The sequence below is a fragment of the Pseudomonas sp. YQ_5 genome (assembly GCF_043103305.1).
Classification (GTDB): Bacteria; Pseudomonadota; Gammaproteobacteria; order Pseudomonadales; family Pseudomonadaceae; genus Aquipseudomonas; species Aquipseudomonas putida_Y.
This window is the reverse complement of the sequence record NZ_JBICJS010000044.1, coordinates 479,733-497,765: the sequence shown is the minus strand read 5'-3', so window position 1 is coordinate 497,765 and position 18,033 is coordinate 479,733. Positions and strand designations below refer to the sequence as shown.

Genomic DNA, 18,033 nt, shown 5'->3' with positions numbered 1-18,033 from the left:
ATCCTAGGACGGCGGGTGGCCAAACAGGCTGAAATCAAGGGCGAGGTCGAGCAGAAGCGCTTCCTGTGGCAAGGGCTGAGAATGCTGCGCGAGGAGACGCCTACGCAGAGCATCTTGTACTTGTACGAGCCGGGTCGCTATGCGCCGTTGGCGCGGGTTGATCAGGTTGAAGGGGAAGGGGAAGGGCAGAAGGTCTATTACTTCCATACTGACCAGATTGGTACACCGTTGGAGTTGACGGACAGCGACGGCAAGATCGTTTGGCAGGCGACCTATCGCTCTTGGGGGGCGATAGAGCATCTACCTGTTAGTAAGGTTGAGCAGAACCTACGCTTCCAAGGCCAGTTCTTTGATTATGAATCAGGCCTGCACTACAATACCTTTAGATATTATGATCCGGAAGCTGGGAGCTTTGCTACTCAAGACCCGATTGGATTAGCGGGTGGGCTAAGTTTATATTTTTATACGCTCAATCCTATCAATTGGATTGATCCGTGGGGGTGGTCTGGTGTAGACGGTAGCGGCCGTCCGCTATCTAGTTCACAATATAGCGTATGGACCAGTGTAGAGATGCTGCAAGAAATTCATAGTTTGAACAGGGGGCGCATTTCAAATATGCTAATGAAGAGCTATACAATCGTACGCTACAATACCCTGAGCTTAAGGCTGCTTTACCCGCTGAAGTAGTGGAGCATATTCAATCCGGACCCAGAGGAGGCTTCAGTGACAGAAGCCCACCAAACCACTCTTGGCACCATAATGCTCAGTCTCCTAAAGATATAGAGCTTATTCCGAGAGCGCAACACCAAGCGAAGGGACCGGTGCAAGCCAGTTTACACCCTAATCAAAAGGGTGGATTTAAGGCATTACAAAACACATCGTGCTGAGGTGGCTATGAGAGTTTATAGCATACGGGAAGTTCTAGAAAATCTGGATAAAATGCCGGACTCTTGGTTCTATTTACCAAATAGCAATTGGACCCTGGATACAAAGGGTGCGTTCTCATTAGATAGTCGAGACTTTCCTCCTGATTCGACTGATTACCTCCCGCCGCAGGTGGCTAATGAAGGATGGATCGAAACACTAGATACTCCAATGATACAGGATGTAATTAGTAATACGGACCAGCAGCTTCCCTCGGCCACTGTTGAGGATTACTTTGAGGCTTTTAAATACTATTTTGAAAATGACGCTTTTTTAGAATTCTAGATTGCAAGGTTTACTAAGGATTGTTTCTAGGGCAAGAAGTGGCAAAGAGCTTATGTTGAGCGCAAGCCCGACGGCGAAGTGCTGCGCATCAGCCACCCGGACGGCACCACGGAAATCTTCACCTATAACGTCTACGGTCAGGTGCTCAGCCACACCGACGGCAAGGGCCAGACCACCCGCCTGATGCGCACGGCCCGCGGCCTGCCGAGCAGCCGCCAGGATGCCAAGGCCTACGGGTTCTGTACGAGTACGACAAGGCCATTCTCTTTACAGGTATGCTTCAAATTCACTTGGCTGGATTGATCCCCTCGGATTGAGCCCTTGTGGTATTAAGTATGGTGAGCTGGATAGCTTGGGTCGCCCAACAGGGGTTCAGGCACGATTAAATTCTAGTCATATTAATAGTGGTACCCATGCTAATCCTAACATTCAACCCCCAGGGTTCATTACCGGGGCGGGCTCTAATAGGGCAAGAGGTCACTTGCTAGGAAGGCAATTGGGTGGGGCCGGTGATGACGCGCGAAACCTCATCACAATTCAACAGCGCCCGGCTAACACGCCTGTGATGAGTGCTGTGGAGGGCCGGATAAGAAAAGCTCTAGAGCAAGGTCAAGTCGTTGACGTAAATATTGTGCCAATTTACCATGGGCCTTGCAGGATTCCAGCTGGCATTACAATTAAGGCAGAAGGCTCGGGCGGATTATTTGAAAACCTCACTGTGCTAAGCCCCCCCAGGAATGTAGATATGGCTATTAATAATTTGACTGCACTAATGCCTTCCCCACAAAGCCCTGTAGACTCGGGAATGGGAAGAAAATGGCCTGAAATAGAGCAGGGTCTACCATTTCCATCCGATTATATTGATTTTATCAATTTTTATGGGGCAGGGCGAGTAGCGGATTTTATACTTATTTTCAATCCATTCAGCAATAACGAAAATATAAATTTTTTCGATCAGTTTAAGTTTGTGTTGGGTGATTTGAAGGAGCTAATAGAGTCCGATCCTGATTATTATAATTATTTAATTTACCCGGCTTCGGGTGGTTTGATTCCTGTGGGCGTGACTGATAATGGTGACTACATATTTTGGACGGTTGATTCTATAGAGGATAGTGACTCTTGGGGAACTGCCATCATTGCGTCTCGGTCTCCTGATGTTGAGTATTTTCAGTCAGACTTGACTACAACTTTGGCGGGCATTCTTTCTGGGGGTGTAAAACCAAATTTTTTCCCTGACTCATTCCCGCCTGGAATGGTTAAGTTTGATGTGTTTTAGTGGATTCAAGAATTATGGCTCTATAAGTTTAGCTGGATCTAAAATTGATTGGATAGCTTTTGTATTTCAAAGTTTCGTCAAGAAGCTACAGCAATATCTGGCTTGGTCAAAGTGGTAGTGTTTGCAGGCTTGTTCTTTAATATTTGATGCCTGAGGCGACTGCCAACATTGTCTCAGTCGTTTCAGTATGCTAACCCTAGGCCCAGGTCGAGCGTTATCAGGACTGCTCGGGCAAGAGCACGTACTACCGCTACGACGAGCGTCAGCACCTGGTGGCGGTGACCGATGCGCTGAACCAGACTACCAGCCTGGAGCGCAAGCCGGAAGGCGAAGTGCTGCGCATCAGCCACCCGGACAGCACCACGGAAACCTTTACCTACAACGTCTACGGTCAGGTGCTCAGCCACACCGACGGCAAGGGCCAGACCACTCGCCTAATGCGCACGGCCCGCGGCCTGCCGAGCAGCCGCCAGGACGCCAAGGGCCAACGGGTTCGCTACGAGTACGACAAGGCCATTCGCCTGACCGCGCTGGTCAACGAAAACAACGCCACGTACAGCTTTGCCTACGACGCTTCGGACCGGCTGAGCGAAGAGGTGCGGGTGGATAACCTGACCCGGCGTTTCAGCTACAACGTCGGTGGCCATCTCACACGACTGGATGAGATTGCTATGGCGAAAATGCCGAGCGGCCCGAGCGCCATACGCTGTTCGAGCGTAATGCCATCGGGCGTTTGGTTGCCAAGATCAACCGTGATGCGAGCCAGACATTCGCATACGACGACGGTGACCGGTTGCTGAGCATCGAGCGGCAACCGACCGGGATCGGCAAAAGCAGCTAAGATGAACGTGGTCCGATGGCTGAGGTTCTAAGCAGTTTCCATTCTAAGCATGAAAGGGTGGTGCACATATATTCTAACCAGTGGGAGAAAAGTTGGGTGGGAAGTGATGGATTAAGACGTCTTTTTAACAGCGCGCCGCCAAGCATGAATCGCGGTCCATTCAATACTTGGAAGAAATCTTATTGGAAAGCCAGAGCCTTGGATTTTTGAGGATATAAAATGAGCTATATAGATATTATAGAATCTGAAATCAACGCCAGCGGGGAAGAGCCCGCATGCGCAGGGGGAGCATCGGATGAAGCGATAGCAGACTTTGAGAAAGCTCTTGGTGTTAATTTCCCATTATCATATAAATTGTTTTTGAAGAAATATGGTGCGCTGTCGTTTGCGGGTGATACTTACTATGGTATAACCAAGAGCGGTATTGGTGCAACGTCTGTTCCTAACGTGGTTTTTGCCACAAAAAGTGCTAGAGCTGATGGCGATGCAAATGAGTCGATGATTGTAGTGAAAGCTTCTGGTTATGGTCCGATTTATTCCATAGATGTCTCGACTCTCGGAGGTGCTGGAGAGCCGGTAATAGTTGAAACTCAGCTTTCGTTCAAGCGAACCAAGGAAAAAAATGTAATTTATCAAAGTTTTGAGGAGTTTTTTATTGGCTCGATAAGGCAAGCGATTAGGGAGCTTTGAGTTGTAGTGAATTCATTGTGGCTTTTTGTTGGTGTATGTTGGTTGAAAGTTGTTGAATAAGTGGTATGTAGTTGTGTCGTTGTGCAATTTTTATGAGTTGGGGCAAGGTTTGCTATCTTAGGGCTTAGGGAAACTCCGAACAAGTTGCTCATCAGTCGAAAATGGGCGGCTTAGGGATGCCGAAAAGCCCGATTTTCAGTCGCTGATTATTGGATAACCAAGGCAAAGCCTTGGTTATCTGGACTCACGGCCGCACCTCTCCCGCAACAGGCAATAATTGCCGGCGCACCATCCACAGACTCGACAGGGCAAACAGCGTGGTCAGTTGCGCCGTGTTCTTGGCCAAGCCGCGAAAACGAGTCTTTACATAGCCGAACTGGCGTTTGATCACCCGGAACGGGTGCTCCACCTTCGCACGCACTTGCGCCTTGGCCTTTTCGATCTTTCGTTCGTTGCTGGCCGTTCACCAGCTGAACCGGACGCAGATTTGGCGGCCGGGTACAGCAGCCGTGGCGTAGTTAAAGTACTGACGGGGGCCGGCGGCGCATTGGCGTCCGGCCCCCAGGCTTACCTAGGTGCGACGGAGGCAAAAAGCATCTCGGAGTTCTTCCAGAAGTCAGCTTACACCCAGCCGACCAATGCATTGGCCTTTGGTGTCGGTGTATTGGTCGGCGGGCTGACAGGGCCGGCTATAGTTGTGATTGCCTTGTCTTTGGGTGCGGGTTTGGCAGTTCAGTTTGTCATGAGTGACGATTTTTCGGGGATGGGCACTACCCTGGGTAATTTCTTGAAGGGGAAGGATTAAATGTTTAACACAGAACGTTTTTTTAAAAAAATCTGGTCGGTGTGGCTGCTGGTCGTGATATTGGCCCTGATGATGACCGGAGTGGCGCCGCCATTCATGGCGGTGCCGGCGATCCTGATCATTATCGTTATGACGCTGTGGTGCATCAATTGTGCTTACCGCAGTGAGCACTTTCTAAGTTTCGCGAATTTGCGCATGTTCTTCAATATGTCAGTTGCACCAATGTTCGCATCGCTGCTGACACTGGGTGTTACCTACAAAAAAATGAAGTTGGGAGCGGCAACTTCTTTGATGTTAGGGCTCGCGCCCGTCGTGCTGGTGTTGTTGACCTATGCAATGGCTTATTACTGGCGCAGTAAAAGTGATATTCTCCATTTTAAAGGGCAGCGCGTGGAATCCATCGAGCCGCCCCGGAAAGTTCAGTGGTGGCAGGCGGGTTTGGCGGCGGGCTTGAGCAGCGTGATCTATCCGCTGATGAAAAGCCATGACGTGCCGGCCACCGGGTTGATCTACTTCTTTGCGCTAATGTCCGTGTTCATGGTGTTTTACAATCGTGACAAGATCAGTGCACTCAGAGATCTGAAAGTGCGCGAAGCGAAGGAAAACCGTCAATACACGTTCATGGATATTGAAACTATTCAGAGCATGCGTGCTGCCTCGTGGTTGGGCAGGCTTTTCGCCGTACGGGCGCGCTGATGTTCACCGTTACAGGGAGTAAATTATGCTAACTGACGTTCTTTCCATGCTCGCGCCGCAAAACAGGCGATTGTTCAAGCTGAATATCCTGACACAAACAGCCAACGATGAGTTTTTGCTTGAGCACTTTTCCGGCACTGAAGAGCTTTCCAAGCTCTATGAATTCGATCTGGCCTTGCTCAGCCAACAGAGCGATGTAAAGCTCAAGTCACTGATTGGCAGCCAGGCCACGGTAGAAATCGAGTTATCCAACGGCTCTTTCCGCCACATTAACGGTTATGTTCAGCGGTTTAGGGAAACTCCGAACAAGTTGCTCATCAGTCGAAAATGGGCGGCTTAGGGATGCCGAAAAGCCCGATTTTCAGTCGCTGATTATTGGATAACCAAGGCAAAGCCTTGGTTATCTGGACTCACGGGCGCACCTCTCCCGCAGCAGGCAATAATTGCCGGCGCACCATCCACAGACTCGACAGGGCAAACAGCGTGGTCAGTTGCGCCGTGTTCTTGGCCAAGCCGCGAAAACGAGTCTTTACATAGCCGAACTGGCGTTTGATCACCCGGAACGGGTGCTCCACCTTCGCACGCACTTGCGCCTTGGCCTTTTCGATCTCGCGCTTGGCTTGGTAGAGCACGCTGCGTTTGCTCAACTGCTTGTAGGTGCTGCGGCGGGCAGCGACCTGCCATATCACCTGCCGTCCCTCGTGTTCTGGCCGCTTTTCCACGCCTGTGTAACCCGCATCGTAAGCGCTCCATGAGCCCCACATTCAAAGCGCTTACCTGATACCCGATGCTGTGCTCCCGATTTCTTTCTGGAGCTCGCCGACCATGATGCGACCCGACGCCAAAGTCGAAAAAGTGTACCTCTACCCCAAGCCTGTCGACTTTCGAAAATCCATCGATGGCCTGGCCGCGCTGGTCGAACTCGATATCAAGGTGGCGGTGTTCGACCCAGTGCTTTTCGTCTTCCTCAACAAGCCGCGCAACCGCGTTAAGATCCTGTATTGGGAACGCAACGGCTTCTGCCTCTGGCTCAAACGCCTGGAGTCCGAACGTTTCAAACTTCACCCGATCCGACTGACGTCGCCATTGTCCTGACCGTTCAGGAACTGAACTGGCTGCTCGATGGCTTCGACCTCTGGCGCAACCGTCCGCATCAGGTTTTGACGCCTCGATACGTCGCCTGATTCGGTATAATCCGCGGCATGATTTCCATGCCCGAAAACCTCCCTGACGATCCTGTTCTGCTCAAGCAACTGCTTGAGCAGATGATCAACGAGCGCGCGTCCGACAAGGGCAAGATCGTTCATCTCGAAGAGGAAGTTGCGCTGTTGCGCCAGCGCTTGTTCGGGCGCAAGACCGAGCAGACTGGCGATGCGGCGACACCACAGTTGCCACTCTTCGACGAAGCGGAAAGCCTGGCCGAGCCCTTGGGTGAGGCTGACGACGAAGAAGTCGTTGCGCCAACCAAACGCCGTGGCAAGCGCAAGCCGCTGCCAGCTGATTTGCCGCGTATCGAAGTTGTCCACGAACTGCCGGAGCATGAACTGACCTGCGCTTGTGGCTGCCGTAAACATGCCATCGGTGAAGAAGTCAGCGAACAGCTCGAAATCGTCCCGATGCAGATTCGCGTCATCAAACATGTTCGCAAGGTGTACGGCTGCCGGGACTGCGAGTCAGCGCCCGTAACGGCGGACAAGCCCGCCCAGATGATCGAGAAAAGCATGGCCAGCCCGAGTGTGCTGGCCATGCTGCTGACCACCAAATACGTAGACGGCTTGCCGCTTCACCGCTTCGAAAAAGTGCTGGGGCGTCACGGTATCGATATTCCGCGCCAAACCCTGGCACGCTGGGTGATTCAATGCAGCGAGCACTTTCAGCCGCTGCTGAATCTGATGCGCGAAAGCCTGTTGAACAGTCGGATCATCCACTGTGATGAAACACGTGTGCAGGTGTTGAAAGAGCCGGGGCGTGAGCCCAGCAGCCAATCCTGGATGTGGGTACAAACCGGCGGCCCACCTGATCGGCCAGTGATCCTTTTCGACTACGCCACCAGCCGAGCGCAGGAGGTGCCGGTGCGCCTGCTGGACGGCTATCGCGGCTATGTCATGACCGACGACTACGCCGGTTACAACGCGCTGGCTGCACAGGACGGACTGGAGCGATTGGGCTGCTGGGCGCACGCGCGCCGCAAGTTCGTCGAAGCGCAGAAAGTACAGCCCAAGGGCAAAACAGGACGCGCTGACATAGCATTGAATCTGATCAATAAGCTCTATGGCGTCGAGCGCGACTTGAAGGACAGTGACGACGAAGATCGTAAGGTTGCCCGCATGGAGCGCAGCCTGCCATTGCTGACTCAGCTGAAAAACTGGATAGAGAAAACGCAACCTCAGGTCACGACGCAGAATTCCTTGGGCAAGGCCATCGGTTACTTGGCCAGCAACTGGAGCAAATTGGAACGCTACGTCGAGCACGGCTACTTGCCGATGGACAACAACGCGGCTGAGCGTGCGATCCGCCCGTTTGTCATCGGGAGAAAGAACTGGTTGTTCAGTGACACGCCCAAAGGTGCTACTGCCAGCGCACAACTTTACAGCTTGGTAGAAACGGCCAAAGCCAACGGCCAAGAACCCTATGCGTGGCTGCGCCACGCACTGGAACGCCTGCCGCTCGCGTCGTCAGTGGAAGACTACGAAGCGCTGCTGCCGTGGAATTGCACGCCTAAAATACATAGCTAGGTGCTTTACCCATCGAGGGTCAGGTGGGGCCTACGAAGCGTTTGAAGAACAAGAGCGGAGTAACCATGGACTACGACGATAGATTGATTGAAGACGCAGTGCTTGCCCTGTTGGCAGCCTATAGCTCCGACAAAGGTAACGCGTGGAAAGGATTCGACTTCGAGATCATGAATCGACTGCATGAACAGGGTTTCATCAGTGATCCAGTTAACAGAAACAAATCCATCTGGTTGACGACTGAGGGAATGGAGCGAGGCCGGCAGCTAGCAGACCAATTGTTCGGGTTAAGGACTAAAGCGGGGCAGATGCCCGACTCGAATACCTGACTTCCCCCCCATGTCACGGGACAGGCCCAGGGTTTATGGATCGCTTACGATTATGAAGCGCTGTTGCCGTGGAACTGTTCACCGGAAATGCCACGGTAAACGATGGCCTCACCTTGCGGTAGGTGGGGTTCATGGATCGCTTACATTCCATCGGGGTGCGGATCCGCTGCTGCTTTGCCGCGTTCAACAAGAGCGTCAGTTCTACACTCAACTTGATTGCGGCCGGGTCGTGTGACTTCAGCCGGTCAATGATGACACGCAGCGCTATCGATTTTTGCCGGAGTGCGTAAATGTCCATCGTGGCTCAGCCTGCTGGGTGTAGGGTTTACAGCTTTCGTCAGTGACTGCGCTCGATGTTCAGTGGCGGGCCTGATCGAACGTCGGCAATCAATCGGGCAGTTGAATTTTGAGGCCACGAGCCGACTGGATGGCTACGTAATAGGCGTCTTTCAGTGCTCTGGCCAACTCGGGGTCATTTTCTTCGAATTCTTTCGAGGCAATGGCACCGATACTGAGTTGGTGGAGTTTCGATTTATCTTGCTCACGCCCTTCGAACACGGCTTTCACATAGTCAAGTTGGTTTAGTAGCATCCCATAAATGGGGTAAGCGGGACAGGCCTTGTTCCGCTGCGCGGTCATGTCGATAGCCTTCTGTACATAGCCGAGGGGGGTTGTGGGTTTCATAATGCACCTGGTGTTATCAGTTTGAAGAGCTCGCGTTGGCCAGAGGTGATCTGCCGAGCACCGCCAATGGCGTTATAGGGTGGGGAAGGAACGGACCAGGTATCCAGCACCGGTGCCGAGGTGCTCCTCAGCAGCGTGACCTTCTCAGTGCTCTGGTATACGTTCCCGATCTTGAGCACGATGTTTTCCGTTTTGTAGATCTAGCCAAGCGGGTTGATCCCCAGTTGCCCTGGCACCACGTCAGGGGTAGGAGAGTACCACATGCCTTGCCGGCCGCCGGGCACCTGGAATTGCCAAAGTGTCTTGCTCCGGTTGATTGTTTCCGTGAAGACTGGTTGAGTGAAGTCCAAGCCGTTCATGTAGCCTTCGTAGTCGGCAGGCTTAGAGCCCTGTGACTTGAAGAAGTTTACAGCAGTTTCCTGGTTGCCTCGTATGTTGATGTCCTGTGCCAAGTTGCCCGTTCGAGCGAACTTCTTGTTCAGGTACTCCCTACGGGAAACTTCCATTAAGCCTGGCTTATCCGGTGCCTGAGCAATGGGTGGTCGATCGGGTAGTGGTCGCAATGGCTCCGGTTGCGCTTTTGCACGAGAGATCGGTGTGGCCTCTTTGGGCTGCAACTCCGGCTGCGCCAACAGCTTCTGCTCATTCTTCGCCAACCAGGCCGCCAGCTGCTTGTTGGAGATCTCGGCCTGCAGCCGAGCGCTCCGGGCGGCAACGCTTTCCATGCTGCTCATGACGCCGCCTTCAGCTGCCCCCGAGTAAGGTAGGTGACGATGGCTGTCAGTAGCAGCAGCACCAACTGCTCCTACCCGCGAGCAAGCCGGCGTACAGCACGCTCGACACGCTCCTGGGCCTGCGCCGCGGAACCGCCGCTCGGGTCCAGGCCAGCGGGCTTGAGGCCATCCTCGGCGAACCAGGCCTTGCTGAAGGGTCGACAGGCCGGCAGGACCTGATAAAAATACTCGGCGATCGCGGACAGCCCCAGGCCCATGAGGATCAGGTTGCCGACCTGCAGGCCAATGCCGGCGCCGGCCACCGCGCCCGGCGCCGCGCCGACGCCAAAGGCGAACGCCCCGGCCACAGTCCCAAAGGCATGACGGCGGAGGAGCGTAGTGCTTTCGATACGTTGGTTGAAAGTCTTCAACTGCGCTATCTGCCCGCGAACGAGGGGATGCTGAACAGGCCGAATCAGCATGACTGCGGCTGCTGCGAGATTAGATGATCCAATCGAGCACTCCAGCGCTTTAGGTAGATTGCTTGCTGGCTTAGCAATTGGTGCAGGCGCGGCACTCATAGGTATTGCCGTTATCGCGACCGGCGGGCTTGCGGCTGTAGCGCTAGCCGCGATGGTTGGCGCGGGAGCAGCTACCGGCGCTGGAATCGGTCAACTGATTGGTAGCCTATCTTTCGCTTGTAGTGAAACAGGGTAAATACGATCAGGCTCAAGTAACGTTTATATAAATGGAAGCCTGCTGCGAGGGCTCATCTGGATAATGCCGAGTGTTCGGATCATCCAGGGGGGCTAAGATATTGGCCCAGGGTAGTGACTCGGTTTATATCAATGGTCAGCCTGCGGATCGAGTCGGTGACCGGACAGTTTGTGATGCAAAAATAAGTACTGGCTCCCCCAATGTGTGTATAGAAGGGGGAACAGCGACGACTGATGCAATTGCCCCGGAAGTTCCTGTTTGGCTTGAGCGTTCGGTGATGGCGTTGGGGCTGGCTAGCGCTTTTGCACTGGCAAGTCCAGTGTTGGTGATGGCGGGGTTGGCAGGTGGTATTGCGGGGCATTGGGCTGGCGGTGAGCTATTTGGTGAAGGCTCTGATGGCCAGAAACTGATGGCATTTGGTGGTGCTCTACTTGGGGGCGGTATTGGGGCCAAAGGTGGGAAAGCTTTCGATGCGCGATATGAGTTTAAGTCTCAGGGATTTGGCTCTAACCTTGGTAACGTCAAGCTTGTAAAAAAACGGTTCTCCTTGTTCCCATGAAAAAATTACAGAAATGGAGGTCTTTTCCCGGTTGACTTTCGAGGGTCAAGTAAAGGTGCTAAAGTACGAGCCGAACCTCCAAGGGTTGAGTGAAGTGGCAAATACTTCAAAAGGAGCAAAGTCTTTCACTGAGTGGGAGCTGTACAAGAAGGGGGGTATTTCTGTTGGTCCGGCGTTTCGTTCTGCCGTGATAGATAAGGCCGCTAAATTGGAGCCGGAATTACAGCAGTATATCAATGGTTTGCTTTTGGGGTATTGAGGTGATATGAAGATGAATTGGTCTGATTCTTTAAGGCTGCGTATTACAGGCGAGCTAAAGGGTTATGATGTGTATTTTTCAGCTGACGATGTTCCTCTTGAAGTAGACTTTCCCAAGCAGTGGCTTGGGTTTGGTTTTCTAGATAGTGAAAAAAAACATATTCCTGTGGAGTGGGCTGATTTTTCTGAGTTTTTGCCTTGGGTAAGCGCGTGGCTCGACAAATGTGTGTTCGGAACTGTTTTGGCAGTGAGTGATAGGCCGTATCTCATGTATGTATATGGCGACGGTGGTGATTTGTATTTCTATATGGGGGGGGCTCCGCTAGGCGTTGAAGGGTCAGATCTCGATAGTTATCCCTGCCTTCCTGCGAGCTTCAGGCAGTTCTATTCAAGATTGCATAATGGCTTTGGGTTTTATATTGGTTGTACTATGGGGCCATCAAGGTTGGAAGATTTTGTTCCAATCAAGGATTTGTGCGATGAAGATTATCCGACGCTTCCTGATATGCTAGGAGTTTTTTCTAGCGGCGCTGGTGATTATTTGGCTTTAGGTGATGACCCATTCAAAGGCGAGGCTTTTATCTGGTGGCATGAAAAGCCAGAAAGTCCCACAGAAGGAATCGATTTATGGAATGTGATGGACTCATGGATGTCAATTTTTTTGGAGAACTCTGACTCTAACGAGTATTGTTAGGTATGAATGTTTGCGATAAGATTGAATATAGGCAGTGCATGCCGTAAGCCAGCGAGCCCAGGGGAAGTGGCTTTGCGCGAAACTTTCAGGCTAGGTGATGATTCGAAGACTATTTCTCGGCTAGCAGTTTTCAGTCGATTTCGTTTTTGCGACCTGATCGCCATAGGGCATGAGGGCGAGACGATGAGTGAGGTTGGTATGTTCTCTAAAGGTGACTTATTGCAGTCCTTTGCTTGCGTGGATTAATACGCCGGTTGCTATTTTTTTCAGCACAAGCTTCCCAAAGTAGTTTATGAATATTGTTTGAAAAGTGCAGATAGGAGAGACCTGCTGGTTATATCTGAGGGCGTAAGTGACAGAGAGTTTTCTTTGGAGGTTGTTGAGCAGGCGCCTGACTCCTTGAGCCAGGATAAGACTATAATATTTGATATTGCTCCGAATAAGTATGAGTTTACTCATGTGTTGGTTGTGCCCAATACTTATCACGGCAGCTTGAAAGGACGGCTGGAGGCTAAACGAGAGAACTTGCATCTTTGTATTCCTATACATCGGTGTGAGTTTTCGGGAGGCGAATCTGAGGGTGAATTTAAAGAAATGATTCAGCGTATGATTCCTGTCTTTCGTTGGAGTAGGAAGGTTTGTCCTAAAATTAAAGTGTATTTTGATAATCCAGGGACTGAAACCGGCACCGATGAGGCTGGCGTGTTGATGAAGTACCCTACACTATTATCGGAGATAGAGAATCTCGGTGGTGTGATTAATGGATTTATTGAGATTACAAACTATAAGGGCGAAGTGGTGGAAGTCCTGTCTCCAAAAAAAGAGGTGTTTGCTCTAGTTCGTAACCGGAAAGATGAAGAAGTACTCACGTATTCTCAATTGGTCGAGGCTTTGAACGGTTTTGTTTTTGCTGGATGATGGGGTTTACTAGGCAGAAGTTACTGGGATTGGCGGTCTTTAAAATGCAAGTTTTAGGTGACGACCGCTGGCTTTGAGGCGGTCGGATGTTTTACTTTCTATTTTAACACTGGCCCTGGCGAGATTGCCGAAGACTCCGGCGTACCGCTGAAGTCGATGCCGGGCAAGCACGTCAGTATCCGAATCGAGCTGGCCGAAGGTGGCGCTCAGTACATAACCGGCTACCTCACACGCTTTGCCAGCATCGGCAGCGACGGCGGCATGGCACGCTATTCCGCTAACCTCAACCCGTGGTTCTCGATGCTGAAGAACCGCGTCGACACGCGGATCTTCTAGGGCAACACGGTCGAGGAAGTGGTTACCGAGGTGTTCGCCCTGTGCCCGGCGTTCTCTCGTCACGAGTTCCGCCTGACCCGCCCTCAGAAGCGCTACACCTACGTCACCCCAGTACCGTGAAACCGACTTCAACTTCGTCCAGCGCCAGCTGGAGGAGCTTGCGAAGTTCGGCCTGCTGATCGTCGTCTTGCTGACGCTGCTCTTGGGGCTTGCTGTAGACCTTGATCCAGGCGTAGAGGCTGTGCACGGACATGCCCAAGCGCTGGGCGACATCGGCGACAGGTTTACCTTTCTCGGTCACTTGCTTGACCGCTTCGATCTTTAATTCTTCGGGGTAACGCTGACGACTCATGGCACCTCCTATTTGGGCCTCATTATGAGGCGTGGAAGTGTCTATGAAACCAGGGGCGATTCAGGTTGATCCCCAGCAGCGTGTTGACAGGGTAGTTTTTGCCGGTGTTTCCTTTGGGCAGTTCTGCCTGCCCGGCATTCGGGAATGTGAACCAGGTCGCATCAAGTTCGATGCATGGTGGCACTTTTCCTGGAGCAGGCAGTCGCATGATCCAGTACAGCTTGCGCGACACGCGCGTCTGCAGGATACGCCCGCACCATCAGAGTTGTAGCTGAGCACCGCGTTAGCGTGCTGGCCGTGTTTTCAAGGAGATTCGCATGATCATGGACCTCGCCTCCGCGCTGCTGTCGCCGCAGAACCGCCGCCTGTTCAAGGTCCACAACCTGGCCAATCCCGAGCGGCAACTGCTGCTAGAAACCTTCAAGGGCGTCGAGGGCCTGTCGCGGGCGTTCAACTACGAACTGGTGCTGGTCTGCGAAGACTCCGGCGTACCACTCAAATCCATGATGGGGCTGCACGTCAGCATCGAAATCGAGTTGTCCGAAGGCGACCCGCGCTACATCACCGGTTACCTCACACGCATCGCCAGCGACGGCGGCATGGCGCGCTACACCGCTACCCTCGACCCGTGGTTCTCGATGCTCAAGAACCGCTTCGACACGCGGATCTTCCAGGGCAACACGGTCGCGGAGGTGGTAACCGAAGTATTCGCCCTGTGCCCGGCGTTCGTCCGTCATGAGTTCCGCCTGACCCGCCCGCAGAAGCGCTATACCTACATTACCCAGTACCGCGAGACCGACTTCAACTTCGTCCAGCGCCTGCTGAAGGAAGAGGGGATGTTCTACTACTTCGAGCACACCGCCGAAGGCCACACCATGATCATCTGCGATGACTCCAGCACGCTGGTGGACATCCCCGAGCAGCCGCACCTTCGATTACCGCCAGCCCAGCATGGGAACATGAGGCTGTCGACCAGTTTAGGCATGTAGGGTCTGACTTGATTAGAGTAATTAAAGGAGTTGATTATGGTAATCAATAGCGGTTCATTGGCGGCGAATCTGGTTGGGTCGTCTGCTTATAGGGAGTTACTTGCGGAGCTAGTCGACGCTACAGGTATTGAGGTTGAGCCGGAATATGAAGAAGTATTCGCTCGTCTCGACTCTGCTAAGATTGTCAAGGCAAAGGTTGATATTGATGACTTGATGTCTATCTTGACAAATAAAATGGATCTTATAAAGCAGTATTCTCTTTCTAAGTTTCAAGCACTTTCAGATGAAGAGGATGAGGATGAGGAAGGGTATCCCGTTGGCGCAGAACCTTCTGGCGACGAAAGAAGTAAAACTCTTTCGCTTGGGAAATATTCACAAGGTTTTTTGTTGACCAATCTTATTGAGTTTGCATTGGCGATGTCTGGTCGTGAATGCCTGCTGGTATATATTAAGTTGTGTAGAATCCCACATGCCAAAAAATATACTGATCAAATAATCAAGTTGACAGGTCTTGGGTGGCGCTGACTGTCGCTATGGTTGGTTTTGTTTGAATTCGCTAATATTGTATTTTTGCGGGCGTCCGTAGCTCTTTAATAACATGTTAGGTAATATTCGGGGCGAAAGCCCCGATGTCTCTATAAATCCTTAATTCAGAAATTGCGTCTTTCATAGGAAGGGCGCCACCTCTTTGGCAGCACTGCTACAGGTCTGCACCGAAGGTGGCCACTACCGCTGGGAAACCCTCAGCGGCACACGGTGTTCGAGCGCGATACCATTGGCCGTTTGGTCGCCAAGATCAACAGCAATGCAACGCAGACATTTGCTTATGACGATGGCGACCGGTTGTTGAGTATCGAGCGGCAAACAACCGGGACTGGCAAGCAGCTCGGGATCATGGAAGAAAAGCTCGAGTACACTAATGAATAAAAGCGAACCTTGGGATATGGGCCATGAGCCAGGTTACGCGCATTAAAACATGTTAGAAGTACCGAAGAACGAGGCCTTCCCAGGAAAGAGTTTCTTGACGAATTCAATCAAGGCAGTCACTATGGGCAAGAGTTCCCCTTTTTTGGGGGGATTAAATCTGAACTCTATTTTGGTCCATACATGACTATTCCGAGCGAGCAGTGTAAGGCAGTAGCTAGGCACGCCCTGAAAATTTTTGGGGGCGAACTTAAGGTTCAAGCTTACTATGATGATTCTAAAAGTATTTCGGTAGATTTGCTTACTACGCTTGACTCTTTGCATGCGGGTGTTAAGTCTATAGGTACGATAGGGCTGTCAGAAGTTTCACTATTTAGTAGCAGTGGCGAGGAATTTCCTACTCGTATAGAGCTCTGTGCCGGGGCGTTGACTGAAGAGGCTTTCTGGGAAAATGCTTTGGCTTCTGCTGCTTTTTCCATTATAAAACTTCAAAGCTCGGTAATGCCAGGGGATGTGATCGTTGATGTTTTCAAGGATTATATTAAGTCGCCAAAAATGCCTCATGTTTATTTGACGGTCCCTTTTATGTGGAACGATGCTTACTTTCCGCAGCTTGAATTTGCTTCGCTTAAAGTGAATTGGTTGCAGTGTGTCGCCATTTATGAAGAAGAGCGTGCCTTCGTCGAAAAGTTCGGCGGAGATGCATTCGATGATTTATTGTCGGAGCAAGAAATAAATACGCTTGATTATGATCGGTTGCCTGTTAATTTGACCCGGGTTAAATGATTTTAAGCAGCGTAAGACTAGTAAGCTTGCTATGCGGGATATTGGCTTCGACGCCTGGCATCAGCCGGGAAATCGGCATGCTTGGCCGCGCGCTTTACGAGTAGGGCAACATTGTTGGCTTGGATTTGGGCTCGCCTGGCAGTAAACGACTCAACGGCTAAGCTGGCCTGCGGGTCACCATTATCGACGCGACCTACAAGTCCAAGTACCTGTGGTGGAACGCCCTGGGCCAGGTGGAGCGATACCGGACTGCTCGGGCAAGAGCACGTATTAGCGCTATGACGAGCGCCAGCACCTGGTCGCGGTGACGGACGCGCTGAACCAGACCGCCACGCTGGAGCGCAAGCCCGACGGCGAGGTGCAGCGCATTAGTCACCCGGACGGTATCCCGGAAACATTCACCTACAACGTCTACGGTCGGGTACTCAGCCACACCGACGGCGTATCGCTACGATCCTTGGGGCAACCTGATCGAGCCGCCACTGGCGCAGGTCGATCAGGCTGAAGGGCAGGAGCAAAAGTTTTATTACTTCCATACCGATCAGATCGGTACGCCGCTCGAGCTGACCAATAGCGAGGGCGAGATCGTTTGGCAGGCGACTTATCAGTCTTGGGGAACGATTGAGCAGCTGGCGGTCAATGAAGTCGAGCAGAATCTGAGGTTTTAGTGGCAATACTTTGACGACGAGACCGGGCTGCACTACAACACGGTTCGGTAATACGATCCTGAGGTGGGGCGGTTTTATCACAGGACCCGATTAGATTATTTGGAGGAAATAATCTTTACCAGTACGCGCCTAATATCTCTTAATAAATCCATGTGCCCAGAAGTGCGCTGATAAGGAGTAAGGTATGACGCCGGATAAAAAATTTGTGTTTGCTGTGTTTGATGAGTTGTTTGGGAGTAACTTCGAGAGGTATAAGACGTCTCTAAGTAAACCAGTAAATGATGATGTGGACCCTTATGCGAGGGCGAGAAATTCTTTGGCTGTTTTGAGTGATGCTCAGAGGGCCGATGTGTTTGATTTTTTTAAAATTATTATCACAGATAGTGCTTCGGTGGTGTTGGGTGCTCTCGACGGGGTGCACTTTCCAAATGATTTAGAGGGGGAGTTTGTTGTTACCTGTGATGGGGAGGAGATCCAAGGTGATTTTATGGATATTTTTATTGAGAAGGCTCAAGAAGAAAATATTTACGGCTAAATTTTTGAGCGATTTCCTCTTTTTCTAGCCTGTGTGAGCACTTTGCGGTACGTCTTTGCTTAGGTCGAGCTTTCCGCGACTGTTCGGGTAAATCACGGTCTAACACAACTAGCGTCAGCATCTGGTGGCGGGACCGATGGGGGGATAACCTGCCCCGGCGTTTCAGCTACAACGAGGGCAGGCATCTGACCTGCGTTGATGAAATCGGTTATGGCGCAAATGGCGAGCAGCCGCTACGCGAGACGCTGTTCGAGCGCGATGCGGTTGGTCGACTGATTGCCGAGCTCAACCGCGGTTTGTTTAGAGATTTTGAAAAACAAAT

The 18,033-nt window shown here is 51.8% G+C and carries 18 protein-coding genes and 11 pseudogenes; 24 read left to right on the top strand and 5 right to left on the bottom strand.

Annotated features, from left to right (window positions below; all coding sequences use genetic code 11):
* The 7 genes and pseudogenes from ACF8EA_RS10615 to ACF8EA_RS10585 form a co-directional block, all read left to right on the top strand.
* Nucleotides 1-687 (top strand): RHS repeat domain-containing protein (locus ACF8EA_RS10615; RefSeq protein ID WP_392521950.1); only part of this gene is annotated, 687 nt, incomplete at its 5' end.
* A 576-nt stretch (nucleotides 688-1,263) separates the two neighbouring features.
* Nucleotides 1,264-1,490: pseudogene (locus tag ACF8EA_RS10610) on the top strand (RHS repeat domain-containing protein); the annotation flags it as partial.
* 32 nt (nucleotides 1,491-1,522) lie between these two features.
* Nucleotides 1,523-1,885, top strand: a pseudogene (locus tag ACF8EA_RS10605) (DNA/RNA non-specific endonuclease); the annotation flags it as partial.
* A gap of 69 nt (nucleotides 1,886-1,954) precedes the next feature.
* On the top strand, nucleotides 1,955-2,485 hold the full coding sequence (locus ACF8EA_RS10600) for an SMI1/KNR4 family protein (RefSeq protein ID WP_338443436.1): 531 nt from the start codon (nucleotides 1,955-1,957) through the stop codon (nucleotides 2,483-2,485).
* 200 nt (nucleotides 2,486-2,685) lie between these two features.
* Nucleotides 2,686-3,317, top strand: a pseudogene (locus ACF8EA_RS10595) (type IV secretion protein Rhs); the annotation flags it as partial.
* Nucleotides 3,318-3,341: 24 nt separating this feature from the next.
* Nucleotides 3,342-3,536, top strand: coding sequence for a hypothetical protein (locus ACF8EA_RS10590; protein WP_392521948.1), 195 nt, complete (start codon nucleotides 3,342-3,344; stop codon nucleotides 3,534-3,536).
* A 9-nt stretch (nucleotides 3,537-3,545) separates the two neighbouring features.
* Entirely contained in the window at nucleotides 3,546-4,016 is a 471-nt protein-coding gene (locus ACF8EA_RS10585) for an SMI1/KNR4 family protein (RefSeq protein ID WP_392521946.1), read from the top strand.
* Between the two features lie 244 nt (nucleotides 4,017-4,260).
* Here the strand turns inward: ACF8EA_RS10585 and ACF8EA_RS10580 are convergent.
* Nucleotides 4,261-4,467, bottom strand: a pseudogene (locus ACF8EA_RS10580) (transposase); the annotation flags it as partial.
* On the opposite strand from ACF8EA_RS10580, the gene ACF8EA_RS10575 reads away from it, so the two are divergent.
* From ACF8EA_RS10575 to ACF8EA_RS10565, 3 genes are read left to right on the top strand one after another with little or no spacing between them, the layout of a single operon-like run.
* Nucleotides 4,438-4,821: a hypothetical protein gene (locus ACF8EA_RS10575; protein ID WP_392521945.1), complete on the top strand. Its 384-nt coding sequence runs from the start codon at nucleotides 4,438-4,440 to the stop codon at nucleotides 4,819-4,821. The pseudogene ACF8EA_RS10580 and the gene ACF8EA_RS10575 sit on opposite strands and share 30 nt — an antisense overlap.
* Nucleotides 4,822-5,517: a hypothetical protein gene (locus tag ACF8EA_RS10570; RefSeq protein ID WP_103444347.1), complete on the top strand. Its 696-nt coding sequence runs from the start codon at nucleotides 4,822-4,824 to the stop codon at nucleotides 5,515-5,517. It abuts the gene before it with no gap.
* A gap of 25 nt (nucleotides 5,518-5,542) precedes the next feature.
* Nucleotides 5,543-5,857 (top strand): contractile injection system protein, VgrG/Pvc8 family, encoded by a 315-nt coding sequence (locus ACF8EA_RS10565; protein WP_223271159.1) that lies wholly within the window; start codon nucleotides 5,543-5,545, stop codon nucleotides 5,855-5,857.
* A gap of 70 nt (nucleotides 5,858-5,927) precedes the next feature.
* On the opposite strand, the pseudogene ACF8EA_RS10560 reads toward ACF8EA_RS10565, so the two are convergent.
* Nucleotides 5,928-6,257, bottom strand: a pseudogene (locus ACF8EA_RS10560) (transposase); the annotation flags it as partial.
* Nucleotides 6,258-6,342: 85 nt separating this feature from the next.
* Here ACF8EA_RS10560 and tnpB point away from each other — a divergent pair.
* The 3 genes from tnpB (at nucleotide 6,343) to ACF8EA_RS10545 (ending at nucleotide 8,578) form a co-directional block, all read left to right on the top strand.
* Nucleotides 6,343-6,612, top strand: coding sequence for an IS66 family insertion sequence element accessory protein TnpB (gene tnpB / locus ACF8EA_RS10555; RefSeq protein WP_392521942.1), 270 nt, complete (start codon nucleotides 6,343-6,345; stop codon nucleotides 6,610-6,612).
* Nucleotides 6,613-6,719: 107 nt separating this feature from the next.
* Nucleotides 6,720-8,252, top strand: a complete 1,533-nt coding sequence (locus ACF8EA_RS10550) for an IS66-like element ISPpu13 family transposase (RefSeq protein ID WP_392521941.1) — start codon at nucleotides 6,720-6,722, stop codon at nucleotides 8,250-8,252.
* 65 nt (nucleotides 8,253-8,317) lie between these two features.
* A complete protein-coding gene (locus tag ACF8EA_RS10545; protein WP_103469490.1) occupies nucleotides 8,318-8,578 on the top strand; it encodes a DUF6429 family protein in 261 nt (86 codons plus the stop codon).
* Between the two features lie 387 nt (nucleotides 8,579-8,965).
* Here ACF8EA_RS10545 and ACF8EA_RS10540 read toward each other — a convergent pair whose 3' ends face one another.
* Nucleotides 8,966-9,262 (bottom strand): immunity protein Tsi6 family protein, encoded by a 297-nt coding sequence (locus tag ACF8EA_RS10540; protein ID WP_021785022.1) that lies wholly within the window; start codon nucleotides 9,260-9,262, stop codon nucleotides 8,966-8,968.
* Nucleotides 9,259-10,349: pseudogene (locus tag ACF8EA_RS10535) on the bottom strand (polymorphic toxin type 46 domain-containing protein); the annotation flags it as partial. The gene ACF8EA_RS10540 and the pseudogene ACF8EA_RS10535, both read right to left, overlap by 4 nt.
* 413 nt (nucleotides 10,350-10,762) lie before the next feature.
* Between ACF8EA_RS10535 and ACF8EA_RS10530 the strand changes: the two are divergent.
* From ACF8EA_RS10530 to ACF8EA_RS10515, 4 genes and pseudogenes are all read left to right on the top strand, one after another.
* On the top strand, nucleotides 10,763-11,251 hold the full coding sequence (locus ACF8EA_RS10530; protein WP_392521939.1) for a PAAR domain-containing protein: 489 nt from the start codon (nucleotides 10,763-10,765) through the stop codon (nucleotides 11,249-11,251).
* A gap of 271 nt (nucleotides 11,252-11,522) precedes the next feature.
* A complete protein-coding gene (locus ACF8EA_RS10525; RefSeq protein ID WP_392521938.1) occupies nucleotides 11,523-12,203 on the top strand; it encodes a hypothetical protein in 681 nt (226 codons plus the stop codon).
* Nucleotides 12,204-12,602: 399 nt separating this feature from the next.
* The gene (locus ACF8EA_RS10520) at nucleotides 12,603-13,121 is read left to right on the top strand and encodes a hypothetical protein (RefSeq protein ID WP_392521937.1); all 519 of its coding nucleotides are present in this window, start codon (nucleotides 12,603-12,605) and stop codon (nucleotides 13,119-13,121) included.
* A 123-nt stretch (nucleotides 13,122-13,244) separates the two neighbouring features.
* Nucleotides 13,245-13,626: pseudogene (locus ACF8EA_RS10515) on the top strand (phage late control D family protein); the annotation flags it as partial.
* Here ACF8EA_RS10515 and ACF8EA_RS10510 read toward each other — a convergent pair.
* Nucleotides 13,612-13,809: pseudogene (locus ACF8EA_RS10510) on the bottom strand (transposase); the annotation flags it as partial. The pseudogenes ACF8EA_RS10515 and ACF8EA_RS10510 overlap by 15 nt on opposite strands.
* 317 nt (nucleotides 13,810-14,126) lie before the next feature.
* Between ACF8EA_RS10510 and ACF8EA_RS10505 the strand changes: the two are divergent.
* From ACF8EA_RS10505 to ACF8EA_RS10475, 7 genes and pseudogenes are all read left to right on the top strand, one after another.
* Nucleotides 14,127-14,756 (top strand): annotated as a pseudogene (locus ACF8EA_RS10505) (type VI secretion system Vgr family protein); the annotation flags it as partial.
* A gap of 78 nt (nucleotides 14,757-14,834) precedes the next feature.
* Nucleotides 14,835-15,323 (top strand): hypothetical protein, encoded by a 489-nt coding sequence (locus ACF8EA_RS10500; RefSeq protein ID WP_392521935.1) that lies wholly within the window; start codon nucleotides 14,835-14,837, stop codon nucleotides 15,321-15,323.
* Between the two features lie 231 nt (nucleotides 15,324-15,554).
* Nucleotides 15,555-15,725, top strand: coding sequence for a hypothetical protein (locus tag ACF8EA_RS10495; protein WP_392521933.1), 171 nt, complete (start codon nucleotides 15,555-15,557; stop codon nucleotides 15,723-15,725).
* A 180-nt stretch (nucleotides 15,726-15,905) separates the two neighbouring features.
* Nucleotides 15,906-16,508: a suppressor of fused domain protein gene (locus tag ACF8EA_RS10490; RefSeq protein ID WP_392521931.1), complete on the top strand. Its 603-nt coding sequence runs from the start codon at nucleotides 15,906-15,908 to the stop codon at nucleotides 16,506-16,508.
* A gap of 164 nt (nucleotides 16,509-16,672) precedes the next feature.
* Nucleotides 16,673-16,950, top strand: a pseudogene (locus ACF8EA_RS10485) (hypothetical protein); the annotation flags it as partial.
* Between the two features lie 34 nt (nucleotides 16,951-16,984).
* Nucleotides 16,985-17,310: pseudogene (locus tag ACF8EA_RS10480) on the top strand (RHS repeat domain-containing protein); the annotation flags it as partial.
* A gap of 50 nt (nucleotides 17,311-17,360) precedes the next feature.
* Complete coding sequence (locus tag ACF8EA_RS10475) at nucleotides 17,361-17,711, top strand: hypothetical protein (protein ID WP_275967260.1); 351 nt, start codon at nucleotides 17,361-17,363, stop codon at nucleotides 17,709-17,711.
* The last annotated feature ends 322 nt before the right edge of the window (nucleotides 17,712-18,033 follow it).